Source organism: Nostoc sp. DedQUE05, from assembly GCF_034530955.1.
In the GTDB taxonomy this organism is placed as follows: domain Bacteria; phylum Cyanobacteriota; class Cyanobacteriia; order Cyanobacteriales; family Nostocaceae; genus Nostoc.
Map to the genome: position 1 here is coordinate 22,120 of NZ_JAVRCB010000001.1, position 14,362 is coordinate 36,481.

Consider the following 14,362-nt stretch of genomic DNA (forward strand, 5'->3'; position numbering starts at 1 on the left):
CAACTGTCTAAAATTGCTTAATCCATACATCAGCAGAATAGAACTTTAATGTAAATAAGGAGTTGATTCGATGTTGAAACCAAACCGTATATCGATTGTATTAGCTGCTGCTGCGCTGATTCTTGTTCCCACTCTCTTGACTGCGCCTGCAAGTGCCCAGACGAAAGTCTACGTTGGTGGCGATCGCGATCGAGATTGGGATCGCGACGGCAGATCCAATTCTAGAGCCAGAGATAATTGGAACCGCGACGGCAGATCCAATTCTAGAGAAGTCAGAAACTCTAGAGACAGGGATAATTGGAACCGCGATCGCAGATCCTATCCTGTAGAAGTCAGAAATCCTAGAGATCGGGATAATTGGAATCGTGACAACCAATTTAATAGCAGAGTAGTCAGACTTGGTAATGGTGATATCAGATATCCCAATGGGCAAATTATTCCTGCTAGATCCGTAGTCAGACTGCGCGATCGAGGTTATTTCAGACTTCCTAACGGGGATATTCTTCTTCCCAATCAGGAAATTGTTCCTGCTGGGAGATTAGTAAGAGTGCGTGATGATTACTTCAGACTTCCTAGTGGATTAGTACTGCAAATCAACCTTTAAAACACTAAAAACTCAAAATCATTGTCAGTATTAGGCTACCAGGCTATAGTTTTAGCCGTGAATAACTAGCTCGGTAGCCGTTCTTTATAGACAAAATGGATATGAAAATTGATACACCAAATACCGTAGATTCCCCAGTTTTGGTTCCAGAGGTAAAGAAAAAAAAGAGCAGACGTAATTGGCTCTCTTGGCTAATAGCTCTTTGCCTTTTGGGTGGAATTGGCTATGCCGTTTATTACCAAGTAACGGTTGCTCCTCGTCAAGAAGCCAGACGCAGAGTGCTGACAAGGCCTGTAGAAAGGCAGAGTTTAACAATTACAGTTTCAGCGAACGGAACGGTGAAACCTGAGCGGTCAATCAACCTCAGCCCGAAAAATTCTGGCATCTTGAAAACACTGCTGGTGAAGGAAGGAGATATCGTCAAACAAGGACAGATTGTCGCTTACATGGATGATTCCAACCTCCGGGGGCAACTTACCTCCGCTCAAGGACAATTGGCACAAGCCGAGGCGAATTTGCAAAAAGCGATCGCAGGTAATCGTCCTCAAGATATTGCCCAATCACAAGGAGCATTAGACGAAGCCGAAGCGAATTTGCAAAAAGCGATCGCAGGTAATCGTTCTCAAGATGTTGCCCAAGCACAGGCACGCTTGCAAAGCGCTCAAGCCGCCCTTCGCCAAGCAGAAGATGATTTTGCTCGCAACCAGCAACTTTACAATGCAGGTGGTATTTCCCTTCAGACTCTCAACCAAAACCGTTCTAATCGTGACAGCGCCCAAGCGAATGTAAATGAAGCACAGCAAGCACTGGCTCTGCAAAAAGCCGGGTCACGTCCAGAAGATATCGAGCAAGCACGAGCTGTGGTGAAGCAGAGACAGCAAGCTTTGGCACTCCTGAAAGCCGGAACGCGCCAAGAAGATATTAATGCTGCTCGTGCCCAAGTAACATCAGCTCGTGGTTCGCTGCAAAACATCCAAGCTGAAATCAACGACACGATCATTCGCGCACCCTTTGATGGTGTGGTGACAAAGAAGTTTGCCGATCCAGGCGCTTTCGTGACACCGACAACTGCTAGTAGTGAAGTAGCTTCTTCTTCTTCTTCTTCAATCTTGTCTTTAGCTTCCACAAATGAAGTTGTCGCCAATTTAGCGGAAACAAATATTTCCAAAATCAGCCTTGGTCAAAAAGTCTCGATTAAAGCAGATGCCTACCCAGGAAAAACCTTTGAAGGTAAAGTCAGCCAAATTGCTGCCCAAGCAATAGTAGAGCAAAACGTCACCAGTTTTGAAGTAAGAGTATCACTTTTAGACCCTCAAAGACTATTGCGGTCTGGGATGAATGCAGAAGTAGATTTTCAAGTCGGTCAAGTTCAAAATGTTTTAGTAGTGCCAACAGCCTCGGTGGTTCGTCAAGAAAATGCCACAGGCGTGTTTGTGCAAGGAAAAAATAACAGACCTGTGTTCACTCGCATCGAGACTGGCGTCACCGCGAATAACTTTACCGAAGTTAAGTCTGGATTGACAGGAGACGAAAGAGTATTACTCAGTTTCCCACCAGGATCGCGTCCGCAATCAACACCAAGAGGAGGAGTTTTCCCTGGTTTAGGTGGAGGCGGAGGAGCCGGCGGAGGCGGAGGAAGAGGAGCAGGTGGCGGCGGAGGTCGTTCCGGCGGCAGTTCTGGCGGTGGTGGTCGTTCTCAAGGCAGTGGTTCCCCTTAAAGTTAGTTTTAAATAAAACATTATGTTTAAGATATTTAAGGGCTTTTACAAAGCGAAGAATACCCGCACAGTACCATTGCTGGAAATCTTGACAATGGCGGCGGAAACTCTGTGGAGTAACAAATTACGCACAGGTCTAACTATGTTAGGCGTGATTATTGGGATTTCTTCAGTTATTGCCATTACTTCTGTCGGTCAGGGAGTACAAAAAGGAGTTGAGCAGCAGATCCAAGCATTGGGTACAGATGTGATCCAAATCTTGGCGGGTGCGGCAAGAAGCGGGAATGTCCGTCAAGGAGTAGGTTCTAGCAGTACCTTGACCTGGGAAGATGCGAAAGCGATCGCTACACAAGCGCCATCAGCACAGCTGGTTTCTGCTTATCTCCAACGGACTGCTCAAGTTGTCTATGCAGGGCAGAACACCTCAACAACCATTTATGGCACTGATTTGAACTACCCAGAAGTCAGAAATACTCACCCCCAACAAGGGAGATATTTTACTCAGGAAGAACTAGATACTGCTGCACAGCTTGCCATTCTTGGCCCCACAGTTCAAAAAACACTCTTTGCACAAGGTGTAAATCCGATCGGTGAGAGAATTCGGATTCAAGGAGAGGCTTATGAAGTAATTGGGGTGATGGAACCTAAAGGCGCTCAGGGGCCAATGGATCGAGATGACCAGATTTTTATTCCTCTAACTAGTATGTCGAAGAGACTAGTTGGAAATAATGCCCTGGTAGGCGTTTCTGTAAGTGGAATTTTAGTCAAAGGCGCGAATCAGGAGCAGTTAGAAGCCGCTCAGTTTCAAGTCACCAATCTTTTACGATTGCGTCATAACATTTATCCGCCACAAGCTGATGATTTTCGGCTGACTAATCAAGCTGATATTGTTAGTACCTTTACTAGTATTGTGGGTTTATTTACAGTCATGGTGGTAGCAATCGCTGGAATTTCTCTGGTTGTTGGTGGCATTGGTATTGCTAACATTATGCTAGTTTCTGTGGTCGAGCGGACGCGGGAAATCGGGATTCGCAAAGCCGTAGGAGCCACTAATTCTGCCATACTTAATCAATTTTTAGCGGAAGCGATCGTGATTTCCATTGTCGGCGGAGGTATTGGGATGGTGACTGGCGTTTTATTAGCCTTTGTGGCTGCAAACGTTTTCAAATTCCCGTTTGTAATTTCTTTGTTGTCGATCGTTGCTGGCTTTGTACTCTCGTTAACCGTTGGCTTAATCGCTGGGGTAATTCCAGCACGGAACGCATCTAAATTAGATCCGATCAACGCTTTAAGAAGCGACTAAATAATTCGTAATTCGTAATTCTTATGCCAACAATGATTTGGATGGAATCTATTACTAAAACATACCACTTGGGAGAAGTTAGTGTTCCCATACTCAAGGGAATTGAACTCTCTATTGAGGAAGGGGAATATGTCTCAATCATGGGTGCGTCAGGTTCGGGTAAATCTACGCTGATGAATATTTTGGGATGCCTGGATCGTCCCACAACTGGAGACTATATTTTTGAAGGCAGAAACCTGACGACTTTTGATGATGATGAATTAGCCTATATCCGCAACCAAAGGATAGGTTTTGTGTTTCAACAATTTAACCTATTGGCGCGGGCAACAGCGTTGGAAAACGTGATGTTGCCAATGGTTTACGCCAATTTACCCAAGCCAAAACGTCGGGAAAGGGCATTAGAAGCCTTAGAAAAGGTAGGACTAGGGGGACGCATCGCTAACCGTCCTAGTCAACTCTCTGGCGGACAACAACAACGAGTAGCGATCGCTCGTGCTTTGGTTAACCGACCTGCATTAGTTTTGGCAGATGAGCCAACAGGAGCTTTAGATACTGAAACTTCCCATGAGGTGATGAGTTTACTGACTGAACTTAATGACCAAGGGATCACAATTGTGATTGTCACTCATGAACCTGATATCGCTGCTCAAACCCAAAGGATTATTCGAGTTCAAGATGGTTTGATTGTCGGCTAATTTGTTAAGATTAACCTTCTAAGGAGGAATTTAAGATTTAAACCTCTTAGGTCAATCAGGATGAAAACTTTTAATTATATCCTCAAAAAACCTAATTAATGACTATATCTAGATTATGAATTTCAGCTTATTCTTCGTGCATTCTGCCTGGGTTACTGTCGCGTTGGCGATTCTTCTTCCAAATGTAGTAAGTGCAGCAACTCCACTAAAAGCACAGAATTCTTCAAGCTCTGTACAAGTTCCCGATCGCCTCAACCCCAATCCCAACCCTCTGCAATTTCCAACTAAACCGGAGGAAGTAAGGATTCAGGGAACTGTGCCAATCAGTTTGGCACAAGCTTTGGAACTAGCAAAACGCAACAATCGAGACTTACAGGTAGCTATATTACAGCTAGAACGCAGTCGCTCGGCACTACGGGAGTCTCAAGCTGCCTTATTTCCGACTCTGGGAATAAACAGTAGTGTGACTAATAGTGGTAATGGTTTTAGTAACAATTCATCTCAAGCCAGCACCTCTTTTAATGGTTCAGCCCAACTGAATTATAATCTTTATAGTTCTGGGAACACACTAGCGGCTATCCGAGCCGCAGAAGAACAGCTACGGGTAGATGAGTTAAATGTTGAAAGTCAGTCTTTGACAATTAGCTTGAATGCGACCACTCAATACTACAATTTGCAACAAGCAGATCAACTAGTAAGAATTAATCAGTCTGCTGTGATTAATGCCCAGGCTAGTTTACGGGATACTCAAGCAAGAGAACAGGCTGGAGTGGGTACGCGGTTCGATGTGCTGCAAGCTCAGGTGAATTTAGCAAACTCCCAACAACAACTGACTAATGCGATCTCACAGCAGCAAATTGCCCGTCGTCAGCTTGCTACGTTGTTAAGTTTATCGCAGTCAGTTGATATCGCTGCCTCAGATCCCGTACAATTAGCGGGTCTTTGGTCGCAGACGGTAGAACAAAGTATTGTCCAAGCGTTTCAAAATCGTCCAGAGTTGCAACAGCAATTAGCACAACGTAATATTTCTGAGCAACAGCGACGACAGGCACTTTCACAGCTAGGGCCGCAAGTTAGTTTGGTAGGCAACTACAATCTGCTAGATCGGTATAATGATGGCGCGAGCATTACTGATGGCTATTCAGTAGGACTTCAAGGAAATCTAACTTTATTTGAAGGGGGAGCAGCAAGAGCAAGAGCGGCTCAATCGAGAGCTAATATTGCGATCGCAGAGACTCAATTTGCTAGCCAGCGCGACCAAATTCGCTTTGATGTAGAACAGTATTATGCTCAATTGCAATCCAATTTAAATAACGTGCAGACTTCTAGTGTGGCTTTAAATCAAGCCAGGGAAGCTCTGAATTTAGCAAGGTTGAGGTTCCAAGCTGGTGTGGGTACTCAAACAGAGGTAATTGATGCTGAAAATGACCTGACAAGAGCAGAAGGTAATCGAGTCGCAGCTATTTTGGATTACAATCGCGCTCTAGCTAATTTACAAAGATCGGTAACATCCAGGGCTTCGCGCTAAGATCAAATTATTAGACATCTGGTGAAATTAAATATGCGTTATCCAGAACCCTTGTAGAGACATAGCACTGCTACGTCTCTACATTCTTTTTTGCAATGTCTATGAAATATAGCAAGGGACTGGGGACTAGGGACTGGGGACTGGGTGAAAAGCCTTTTTGTGTCTAAATTTTATCATCTGTTAATGTCCGAACCTTTTTGGCTGTTGCTATAAATGTATAGCTGTAGTCAGATATGCTATACCAATTCAATTAATGATTGGAACATATTCTTGGATAAAGACGGGATAAATCGCGTCTCTACAAATGGTCTATTTGTCGCATTCTTTTTTCCAATTGGTATTAAAACAGTGTTGATTGCTCAAAGCTTTAGAGCAACTGGGTTTATACTTAGTACTCAGCACTTAGCACTCAGCACTCAGCACTCAGCACTCAGCACTCAGCACTCTTAAGGTACAGTAATTACTGCTACTGGGCAATGGGCTTTACTCAGAATTGCATCGACTCTATGACCGAAGAAAACGCGACCCGTAACCATGCGGATACTACTCCCTAGAAGAATTAAGTCAACTTCCTGAGTTTTGGCAAACTTGAGGATTTCCTTTTCTGGGCTGGTTCCTTGAAGAATATAGGTTTTGACATCAGCACCCAGATTGCGGGCAATTTCTGCTTGCTGTTCGAGCATATCGTGAGCAATTTCCTTGACTGGAGCTAGCGATCGCTGTTCGTAAAGAATATACTCAACCTGTGGCAAATTAATTACGTTAACGATCGTAACTAATGCCCCGGTTTGAGCTGCGATCGTACTTGCCATCTCTACAGCATTTTTACTATATTCTGTCCCCACCGTTGGCACCAAAATCTTGTTGATCTGTTGTTGAGGAATTTTGCATATCTCGCCTTTCGGTTGGGGTAGATGCGACTTTACCACCATCGTTGCACAAGGTGCTTCTTGGACAACCCGATCGACAAGCAAATTGAACAATGCTTTCTGGGGGCGGATCTGTTCCGAAGCTCCGAGTACAATCAAGTCATAGTTTTTGTTTGCTTCATTCAAAATTACCTCCGCTTTATTACGCCCCGACTCGGTTTTTGTTTGCAGGGTGGTATCAGCAGGTAGCTGCATTTCCTCAGTTACAGCAGCTAAAGCAAGGTCTGCGGCAGTATCTTTAACCTGGGTTGCCTCCATCCGGCGGGCTTTGCTTTGAGGTTGCTTATCACTCAGGGCATATAAAGATGTAACTTCTATCGAGTTTTGGTGAGCCATGTAACCGACTAGTTGCGCTGCCAGTTGGATGTTGGGCCCACCACTAGTGGGTATTAAGACACGCTGGATTTGCTTGATAAAGCTGCGGCTATCCTGTTCTTCTTGTTCCAAACGTCGAGCTTCCTCTTCACCCATAACCACCTTCGACAAACACCAGCGCAGCAGGGGTGGAGCCATTAGGGAAGTGACGATCGCTACCATGACAATAATCGAGTACATCTGGGGATTCAGCACTCCCAAAGATAAACCAATGGTGGCAACGACAATTTCCATCGCCCCGCGAGCATTCATCCCGGAACCCATCGCCAAACCTTCCCAATGACTCAAGCCGCCCGCACGAGAACCAAGGTAAGCACCTGTAAATTTGCCAACACAGGCGACAGCCAGAACAATCAAGCCAAATATCAATGTTTGAGGGACTAACAGAGCGAGTAAATTAACTTTCAAGCCTGCTGAAGCAAAGAAAATTGGCGCTAGAAAGCTTGCTGTAAAAACTTCTAACATGTGTCCAGCTTCATTGCTAAAGCGGCGGGATTGGCCTGCTAGAATCCCCAGCACGAAAGCACCTAATGCTGCTTCTAGACCTAATGCGTGGGTAAGTGCTGCTGCCGAGAGCGAAAGAATTAGCACAACCGACATACTCGCGGCGATTCCACCAACATAGTCATCAACCCACCGTAATATCTGGTCTACGATGGTACGCCCAATTGTAAAGGCGATCGCTAAAAACAATATCGCCGCGCTCACAGAATGGAAAATTGTCCCAAAGTCAAATTTGCCGCTACTAGCTAAACCTGAAACCACAGAAAGTAAAATCCAGCCGATGGTGTCGTCAGTCATCCCAGCAGCTAAGGTAACTTGACCAATGTCACGGCGAATCAGGTTTAAGTCCATCAGCACCTTCGCAATCACTGGGACTGCCGAAATACTCATTGCTGTGGCGATAAATAGACTAAATACCAATCGCTTTTCTGGGTCGGCTAAAAAACTATCTGGCAATAGCCAGCCCAGTCCAAATCCAGTGATAAACGGGATAATAATTCCGCCCAGTGAAATCAAAAGAGCCGTTTTACCTTTACGAAGAATCAGCTTTAGATCCGTCTCCAACCCAGTCACAATCAGCAAAAATAACACGCCTAACCAAGAAATCACCGAAAGTAAATTAGACTGTTCTTGACTTTTGGGAAAGATGTGCGCCTGTAAATCTGGAAGAAGCAAACCAAATAAAGAAGGGCCAAGCAGCACACCCGCCAGTAATTCTCCAACAACAGGCGGTAGGTTAATTCGGCGCATCAACTCACCTAATCCCCGCGCTACCAAAAGCAATAGTGACAGTTGCACTAGCACCAACAGCAGCTCGTGATGACCAAGAGGTTTAATTAAACCGTCACCTGCTGCTTTCTGCGCAGCGAGTACAGGCACTAACATTAGGGACAGGTTTTGCATATAAGCGTCCACAGGTTGGATTACAAATTTTTCAAGGGGCTGTTCAAGTAAATCCTGAAAATGTTTACTTCCACATCGGTCTAGGAGATTAAACTGTGATTGTGATTATTAACGGCAAGATTATCATGTGCGATCGCCCGAAGCTGTCAGTTCAGGAACAAAGCTCATCAACTTATTTTCGAGCGCGAACAAAGAACTTTGTAGTGTCTATCCAAAGACCTCGATCGGTTGCTAATTTCTCAATTTCTGCTTTGTACTCAACTTGCAATTGATTTAATTGTTCTGGTGATAATTTTGACAACAGAGGATTGCTTTTAAAATTTATATTAATTACTGTCATCGATAATCTGTTATCACTAAGAGAGTGATAACGTCCTGATGGTTCAATCTTAATTTCGATATCTCTAAAACCTGCCCGCTCAAGCAATTTACGACATTTTTCTGGAGTTCCCAGTGGTTCAAGAATATGTGGTAGTGATACACCCAAAACTCTAGCGCAGACCCTCTGCTGAAGAGATGCCATAATAGCAGTTTCGGGAGGACAGGTAAATGCCACATACCCTCCTGTTTTTAAGAAGCGATACCACTTTTGCAAAGTAGCAAGAATATCGGGAAAAAGTACAATTGCCTCACAGCAAAAGACAGCATCAAAACTACTATCGCTAAAGTTTAAATATTCTGCATCCGCCTCAATCAACTCGATATTTTGTAATTTTGCTGCTGCAATTTTTTGTCTTGCTTGATGCAACATCCCAGGAGTCATGTCAATCCCAATTACGTAGCCCTCTGAACCAACTTTTTCAGCTGCGGGTATCGCAACTAAACCTGTTCCAGTCGCCACATCAAGGATTTTCTGCCCCGAATGTAGCCCAACAAATTCAACTAAAAGCTTGGCTTCTAAAGGATGGCGAGTATCTTTTTCATGGTCATAAGTCGTTCTACTACCATAAAATTCTTTTAATTGCTGCTTATAGCTATCCCGATCGGTCATAACCAAATGCCAAATTTTCTCCACTTTATAGTAACTTTTCTTGTGATGTTGAGTTGCTCACTGCTGAACCCAACCCTGACAGTACAAGCTGCGTCTTCATCTACCACTGTTTACGAACAGCGTTTTATCCACAGTCCAGATGGTATCGGCAAATACTATATGGGGCGCGAAATTGCCCAAGTTATGGGATACACTGGCGCTGGCTGGCTAGAACGTTCCAGCCGGGAGCGAGAAGAACAGCCAAGTAAGGTAGTCAGCCTCCTCAATCTCAAACCTAATGATGTGGTGGCGGATATTGGCGCTGGTACAGGTTACTTAAGCTTTCGCATCGCGCCGTTATTAACAACAGGTAAGGTGTTAGCTGTAGATGTTCAGCCAGAAATGTTGGAAATCATTGAGTTGTTCAAAAAAGAGAAAAATATCACCAATGTTGAGCCAATTTTAGCCACTCTTAGTAACCCCAACTTACCATCTGAAAGTATCGATTTAGCCTTGATGGTGGATGCTTATCATGAACTTGAGTATCCTCAAGAAGTGATGCAAGGAATTGTGAAAGCGCTGAAACCTGGTGGCCGGGTAGTGCTGGTTGAGTATCGGGGTGAAAATCCTTTTATTATGATTAAACGTCTGCACAAAATGACTCAAAAACAAGTCCGCAAAGAAATGCAAGCTGTTGGTTTGGTTTGGCGGGAAACTAAAAATTTGTTACCTCAACAGCATTTAATGGTGTTTGAGAAACCCAACACTAATTCGTAATTCGTAATTCGTAATTCGTAATTCGTAATTAAAATGTCAAGTCATAATAAAGTAAAACTTCTTGCTATCTAGGAAAATCATGGTTAACCTCAAATATTTGTGCAGCAGTTGTCTAGTCATAATTCAGGAGTCATAATTCAGGAATCAGAATAGTTAAAAAATCAGAGAAATATTTGATGACTATTTTGGTATCAGTCTATTTTTTGGGGAATGAGACTAGCGCTTTTGGTGACACTATCCCAAACAATCCAGTTAAAAGAATTATCTAAATCATCGGGGCTGTTTGAAACTTTGAAATATAGCTTTTCTTCACGTTTTCTTTCAATGGCAAAGTCGGCATTTTGAGCATAAGCGACTATAAAACCTTTGTCTCGCAAACAATACATCGCCCAGGCTTTCAATGATTGCTTGTATGGTTCGTGGGGTATTGGTGGTTTTGTGATTGTGTCTTCAATGACTTTAAATAGTTGCGTGAGTTTCGCGGTCATAGTAGATACTTTTGTTATTACCCTTAAGTTAACTAGCTTCTGGATCGCAACGAATTTCAATCATAAAGCCATCTGGATCGTAAAAATATACTCCTCTACCAGTAGGACGAGTGACTGGGCCATGTGCGATCGCTATTTTATTTTCCCCGATTACTGTCACCGCGCGATCGAATAACTGCGGATCGATGTCAAAGGCGAGATGGTAAGCTCTAGTGAAGGTCTTTTCTGGATTGGGATCTGGTGGTGATAATTCTGGTTCCCCAAATAAATCTAGAATTGTACCATCGGGAGTGATGAAGTTGGCTACTTTCCCAGATGCGACTAGTTCCACCAGAGTTGCGGGTACTTCGTCGCCTGTGAGTTCGTGCAAACCCAGGATTGTGCCATAAAAATAGCGCGAGGCTTGCATATCTTTGACGTTGAGGGCAATGTGATGTACTCTACGCAGACTTCCTGGCGCAATCACACTGTTCAGAGATGGGGTGCTAGATAGCATAATCAACAAAATCTCAATATTTAGATAGAAGTTGAACTTTTTTTTAAAGTTTACTATTGCTAATAAAAATTTATCATGGCTTTTGATTATTCTTTAGACTTTAAAAATATTGATTTTCGCCAACATCCTGAACTCTATCGTGTTGGGAAGGGTGAGCAGGGTGTACTTTTAGTAGAACCATACAAATCAGAAATTCTTCCTTACTGGCGGTTCAAAACTCCTGAGATTGCTAGAGAGTCGAGTGAGAAAATTTACGAGCTTTTTCTTGATTATTTAGAGAAAGATGATTTTGTCGGCGCAGATATGGCACGGAAATTTATCCAAATGGGCTATACTCGCTCTCGCCGTTATGCTAATCATAAAAGCGGCAGGAAGTATAAACAGAATTCGGAAGATTCAGGTTCCAAAAAAGAGATTCTTCCTTATGAAGTAGACCCAGTTAAAGCGGAATCAGCAGCAATATTTAAAGCTAAGTGGGTAGAAGCAAAGACAAATGAGAAATATCAAGAGCTTTTAGCCAAACATAAACAGATGTATGAAGTAGATTAGTAACTTTCGTAGGGTGCGTTACCTTGCTAACGCACCCTCCAAGATATTTTTGGTACGTTAGCAACAGCTAACGCACCTTACCAAACAGCTAATGAGTCTTTTATACTCGTGAATGAGTATTTTATGCTCGCTGACGAGTCTTTTATGCTCGTGAATGAGTATTTTATACTCACCGACGAGTCTTTGATACTCGCTGACGAGTCTTTTATACTCGTGAATGAGTATTTTATACTCGCTGACGAGTCTTTTATACTCGTGAATGAGTATTTTATACTCGCTGACGAGTCTTTTATACTCGTGAACGAGTCTTTGATACTCGTGAACGAATCTAGAGGACTGATTTCAGAAACTTTTTACATTGTCGGTGATTAATTAAGAGTAACGCGATCGCATTTCCCCACTCAGCAATCCAACAATAATCATAGTTGCCTTAGCGATCGCATCAGGTAGAGTAATATTGAAGGACTGCATAAGCTGGTTAGATTGTGAGCGAGTAATTTAAGATTAACGCGATCGCATCCTTTCTCTGGGCAATAATTGTTTATCGCCATACCTGAATCAGCATTAAATCGAAATGATAGTCATACGTCCACACGGGTAACTTCATTTCCTCTGACAAAATAGCAGTGACAGCATCGCAGAGGGTAATCCGTTGATCTGGAAAATTTGCAGCTTTTTCCACTGCTGCTGTATATTGCTCCTCTGAAGGATTAACGAAATTAACTGCTTCTCCACACTCTCTAGCAAAGCTAATCGCTTGTTCAGCTCCAAGACGATATAGCAAAAGATTATATGTTTCCAGGTAAACAGGAAAGGGAACTAGGATTATTAAATTTTCTGTATTGATCCGTTTTAGTTCAGCTTGTGAACGCTCATGATATTGGTCGTCTACATCTACAGCAGCGTACAAAGGCCCAGTGTCAGCAAATACGGCTCTCAAGGTGTGTTTGCTGGTAATGACTGTAAAAATGCTTGTTCAGCTAGAATTTTATCGTGATTTACCGATGCATCTTTAAATCCGCTTCCCTTTGGTGCAGGAGTAAGAGATAGACCTTGCTTTCGTGAAACCAAATAGCCGCGTTGGCAAAGGAAATCTTCTAAAGCAATTTCTGCAACGACATTCGCGGGTATGGAAACTTCCTGATCTTTGATATAGGCATTGAGAGCATTAGCGATCGCATCTGGCAGAGTAATATTGAAGGACTGCATAAGCTGGTTATCATTGTGAGCGATTAATTTAAGATTAACGCGATCGCATTTCCCCACTCAGCAATCCAACAATAATCATAGTTGCCTAAGCGATCGCATCTGGCAGTCTGATAGTAACCACATCACCTGCTTGAATCGTTGCTAAAGCTTCTTGAACTTTAGGCATCAGAGGTTTGAGAACTTCTAAACGATTGCTGGGAGATGCGAGAACGATTATAGCTAAGTTGATATTATTCAAATTTTGTTGAGCTGTTAAGTTTTGATCAATGGTGATGAATACATCAAACTCTGTCTTCGCTAGTCGCAGTAGCTCACCATTCTTTTTACTTGCCCATCCTTGCTCTGGTACAGTCACAACCTCATGACCTGTGATTTCTCGCTTTAATTTCTTAGGCAGGCATTCATCAAGCAGCACTTTCATAAGAAGATAATACCTTTTTCAGGGCTAGCTTGAGAAACGCAGTTGCCTGTACGCGGCTCACCGTGGGAAAATCTTCTAGAAAATCATCAAGGCGATCGCCTGCTTCCAAATAATCAATCAATGTTTGTACTGGTACACGAGTTCCATAGAAAACGGGTGTACCAGAAAGGATGTCGGGAGAAGTTTGTATTAGTTGAGATTCCATATCGCATATAGCAGAGTAATATTGAACGACTGCATAAGCTGGTTAGATTGTGAGCGATTAATTTAAGATTAACGCGATCGCATTTCCCCTTATTCCTCCACCTCAAATTGACTACAGTCAAACAACCACCCATCGCCGACAATCTCCTCTAGGCGTTGATTGAGTCGTGGGAGGAAATATTCTCGATCGTTGAGCTGTTGCTGGACATACCAATTATCAAATGCTTCCTGCGTCTCAATTCCTTGGGCATTTGCCGCACCTAATATAATTTTGAAACTATCCTCCTGAAGTTTTTCTAACTGGGGATGACCTTCACCTCGGTAGCTGCAAAAGAACATTGCCGTTGCTCCTAACACAGCTTCTAGTTCATCTCTTTGAGGCACTTTATTATATAAAAAACTGATTAACTGAATGGTTTGTCCTAAAGGTGCTTGAATTCTCAGCGTCAACCAGATTGCTTGAGCTAGGTAAACCAAACCGTTACTTTCATCCCTTAAACCTAAATTACTCAGAACTGTTACCAAATCACTGTATGCACTTATTTGTGCAAGTGTGAAAACAACTTGCTCATAGAGTGCGATCGCTCTAGGTATGTCCCCTTGTTGGGCGAATACCAATGCCATGTTGTTGAGAGTTGCGGCTTTACCTTTGACATCGCCAATCTGCTCAATTATTTCCAAGGATTGCT

Annotated in this window: 16 protein-coding genes; 7 read left to right on the forward strand and 9 right to left on the reverse strand. The window is 43.2% G+C overall.

Annotated elements, in window-relative coordinates:
• The first annotated feature begins 70 nt into the window (after positions 1 to 70).
• From RMZ42_RS00090 to RMZ42_RS00110, 5 genes are all read left to right on the forward strand, one after another.
• Positions 71 to 604 (forward strand): hypothetical protein, encoded by a 534-nt coding sequence (locus tag RMZ42_RS00090; protein WP_322669481.1) that lies wholly within the window; start codon positions 71 to 73, stop codon positions 602 to 604.
• Positions 605 to 705: 101 nt separating this feature from the next.
• Positions 706 to 2,322: an efflux RND transporter periplasmic adaptor subunit gene (locus tag RMZ42_RS00095; RefSeq protein ID WP_322669482.1), complete on the forward strand. Its 1,617-nt coding sequence runs from the start codon at positions 706 to 708 to the stop codon at positions 2,320 to 2,322.
• A 22-nt stretch (positions 2,323 to 2,344) separates the two neighbouring features.
• Positions 2,345 to 3,625 carry an ABC transporter permease gene (locus RMZ42_RS00100; protein ID WP_409882694.1) on the forward strand — a complete coding sequence of 427 codons (1,281 nt, stop codon included), beginning with the start codon at positions 2,345 to 2,347 and terminating at the stop codon, positions 3,623 to 3,625.
• Between the two features lie 23 nt (positions 3,626 to 3,648).
• Complete coding sequence (locus RMZ42_RS00105) at positions 3,649 to 4,320, forward strand: ABC transporter ATP-binding protein (protein WP_104904902.1); 672 nt, start codon at positions 3,649 to 3,651, stop codon at positions 4,318 to 4,320.
• Positions 4,321 to 4,435: 115 nt separating this feature from the next.
• Positions 4,436 to 5,848 (forward strand): TolC family protein, encoded by a 1,413-nt coding sequence (locus RMZ42_RS00110; protein WP_322669483.1) that lies wholly within the window; start codon positions 4,436 to 4,438, stop codon positions 5,846 to 5,848.
• Positions 5,849 to 6,294: 446 nt separating this feature from the next.
• Here the strand turns inward: RMZ42_RS00110 and RMZ42_RS00115 are convergent, their stop codons facing one another.
• Both RMZ42_RS00115 and RMZ42_RS00120 read right to left on the reverse strand, forming a co-directional pair.
• Entirely contained in the window at positions 6,295 to 8,559 is a 2,265-nt protein-coding gene (locus RMZ42_RS00115) for a cation:proton antiporter (protein ID WP_322669484.1), read from the reverse strand.
• Positions 8,560 to 8,731: 172 nt separating this feature from the next.
• Positions 8,732 to 9,550 (reverse strand): class I SAM-dependent methyltransferase, encoded by an 819-nt coding sequence (locus RMZ42_RS00120; RefSeq protein WP_322669485.1) that lies wholly within the window; start codon positions 9,548 to 9,550, stop codon positions 8,732 to 8,734.
• Between the two features lie 45 nt (positions 9,551 to 9,595).
• Between RMZ42_RS00120 and RMZ42_RS00125 the strand changes: the two genes are divergently transcribed.
• Positions 9,596 to 10,306, forward strand: a complete 711-nt coding sequence (locus RMZ42_RS00125) for a class I SAM-dependent methyltransferase (RefSeq protein WP_322669849.1) — start codon at positions 9,596 to 9,598, stop codon at positions 10,304 to 10,306.
• 191 nt (positions 10,307 to 10,497) lie between these two features.
• Here the strand turns inward: RMZ42_RS00125 and RMZ42_RS00130 are convergent, their stop codons facing one another.
• The gene (locus tag RMZ42_RS00130; RefSeq protein ID WP_292820573.1) at positions 10,498 to 10,794 is read right to left on the reverse strand and encodes a hypothetical protein; all 297 of its coding nucleotides are present in this window, start codon (positions 10,792 to 10,794) and stop codon (positions 10,498 to 10,500) included.
• 28 nt (positions 10,795 to 10,822) lie between these two features.
• Positions 10,823 to 11,290, reverse strand: a complete 468-nt coding sequence (locus tag RMZ42_RS00135) for a VOC family protein (protein ID WP_322669486.1) — start codon at positions 11,288 to 11,290, stop codon at positions 10,823 to 10,825.
• 75 nt (positions 11,291 to 11,365) lie between these two features.
• On the opposite strand from RMZ42_RS00135, the gene RMZ42_RS00140 reads away from it, so the two are divergent.
• Positions 11,366 to 11,839, forward strand: a complete 474-nt coding sequence (locus tag RMZ42_RS00140; RefSeq protein WP_322669487.1) for a DUF4385 domain-containing protein — start codon at positions 11,366 to 11,368, stop codon at positions 11,837 to 11,839.
• Positions 11,840 to 12,380: 541 nt separating this feature from the next.
• Here the strand turns inward: RMZ42_RS00140 and RMZ42_RS00145 are convergent.
• From RMZ42_RS00145 to RMZ42_RS00165, 5 genes are all read right to left on the reverse strand, one after another.
• Positions 12,381 to 12,779, reverse strand: coding sequence for a type II toxin-antitoxin system VapC family toxin (locus RMZ42_RS00145; RefSeq protein WP_322669488.1), 399 nt, complete (start codon positions 12,777 to 12,779; stop codon positions 12,381 to 12,383).
• Positions 12,776 to 13,048 (reverse strand): hypothetical protein, encoded by a 273-nt coding sequence (locus RMZ42_RS00150; RefSeq protein ID WP_322669489.1) that lies wholly within the window; start codon positions 13,046 to 13,048, stop codon positions 12,776 to 12,778. The genes RMZ42_RS00145 and RMZ42_RS00150 overlap by 4 nt, the downstream gene beginning before the upstream one ends.
• An 85-nt stretch (positions 13,049 to 13,133) precedes the next feature.
• On the reverse strand, positions 13,134 to 13,469 hold the full coding sequence (locus RMZ42_RS00155; protein WP_322669490.1) for a DUF5615 family PIN-like protein: 336 nt from the start codon (positions 13,467 to 13,469) through the stop codon (positions 13,134 to 13,136).
• Positions 13,453 to 13,674 (reverse strand): DUF433 domain-containing protein, encoded by a 222-nt coding sequence (locus RMZ42_RS00160; RefSeq protein ID WP_322669491.1) that lies wholly within the window; start codon positions 13,672 to 13,674, stop codon positions 13,453 to 13,455. Before RMZ42_RS00160 ends, RMZ42_RS00155 begins: the two co-directional genes overlap by 17 nt.
• 89 nt (positions 13,675 to 13,763) lie before the next feature.
• Positions 13,764 to 14,362, reverse strand: a 599-nt coding sequence (locus tag RMZ42_RS00165; protein ID WP_322669492.1) for a tetratricopeptide repeat protein, incomplete at its 5' end; no start/stop codon positions are given.

Bases quoted from the DNA above. Each gene is read 5' to 3' on its own strand.
- RMZ42_RS00090 (WP_322669481.1), top strand. From the start codon at position 71: ATGTTGAAACCAAACCGTATATCGATTGTATTAGCTGCTGCTGCGCTG.
- RMZ42_RS00095 (WP_322669482.1), top strand. From the start codon at position 706: ATGAAAATTGATACACCAAATACCGTAGATTCCCCAGTTTTGGTTCCA.
- RMZ42_RS00100 (WP_409882694.1), top strand. From the start codon at position 2,345: ATGTTTAAGATATTTAAGGGCTTTTACAAAGCGAAGAATACCCGCACA.
- RMZ42_RS00105 (WP_104904902.1), top strand. From the start codon at position 3,649: ATGCCAACAATGATTTGGATGGAATCTATTACTAAAACATACCACTTG.
- RMZ42_RS00110 (WP_322669483.1), top strand. From the start codon at position 4,436: ATGAATTTCAGCTTATTCTTCGTGCATTCTGCCTGGGTTACTGTCGCG.
- RMZ42_RS00115 (WP_322669484.1), bottom strand. From the start codon at position 8,559: ATGCAAAACCTGTCCCTAATGTTAGTGCCTGTACTCGCTGCGCAGAAA.
- RMZ42_RS00120 (WP_322669485.1), bottom strand. From the start codon at position 9,550: ATGACCGATCGGGATAGCTATAAGCAGCAATTAAAAGAATTTTATGGT.
- RMZ42_RS00125 (WP_322669849.1), top strand. From the start codon at position 9,596: ATGTTGAGTTGCTCACTGCTGAACCCAACCCTGACAGTACAAGCTGCG.
- RMZ42_RS00130 (WP_292820573.1), bottom strand. From the start codon at position 10,794: ATGACCGCGAAACTCACGCAACTATTTAAAGTCATTGAAGACACAATC.
- RMZ42_RS00135 (WP_322669486.1), bottom strand. From the start codon at position 11,290: ATGCTATCTAGCACCCCATCTCTGAACAGTGTGATTGCGCCAGGAAGT.
- RMZ42_RS00140 (WP_322669487.1), top strand. From the start codon at position 11,366: ATGGCTTTTGATTATTCTTTAGACTTTAAAAATATTGATTTTCGCCAA.
- RMZ42_RS00150 (WP_322669489.1), bottom strand. From the start codon at position 13,048: ATGCAGTCCTTCAATATTACTCTGCCAGATGCGATCGCTAATGCTCTC.
- RMZ42_RS00155 (WP_322669490.1), bottom strand. From the start codon at position 13,469: ATGAAAGTGCTGCTTGATGAATGCCTGCCTAAGAAATTAAAGCGAGAA.
- RMZ42_RS00160 (WP_322669491.1), bottom strand. From the start codon at position 13,674: ATGGAATCTCAACTAATACAAACTTCTCCCGACATCCTTTCTGGTACA.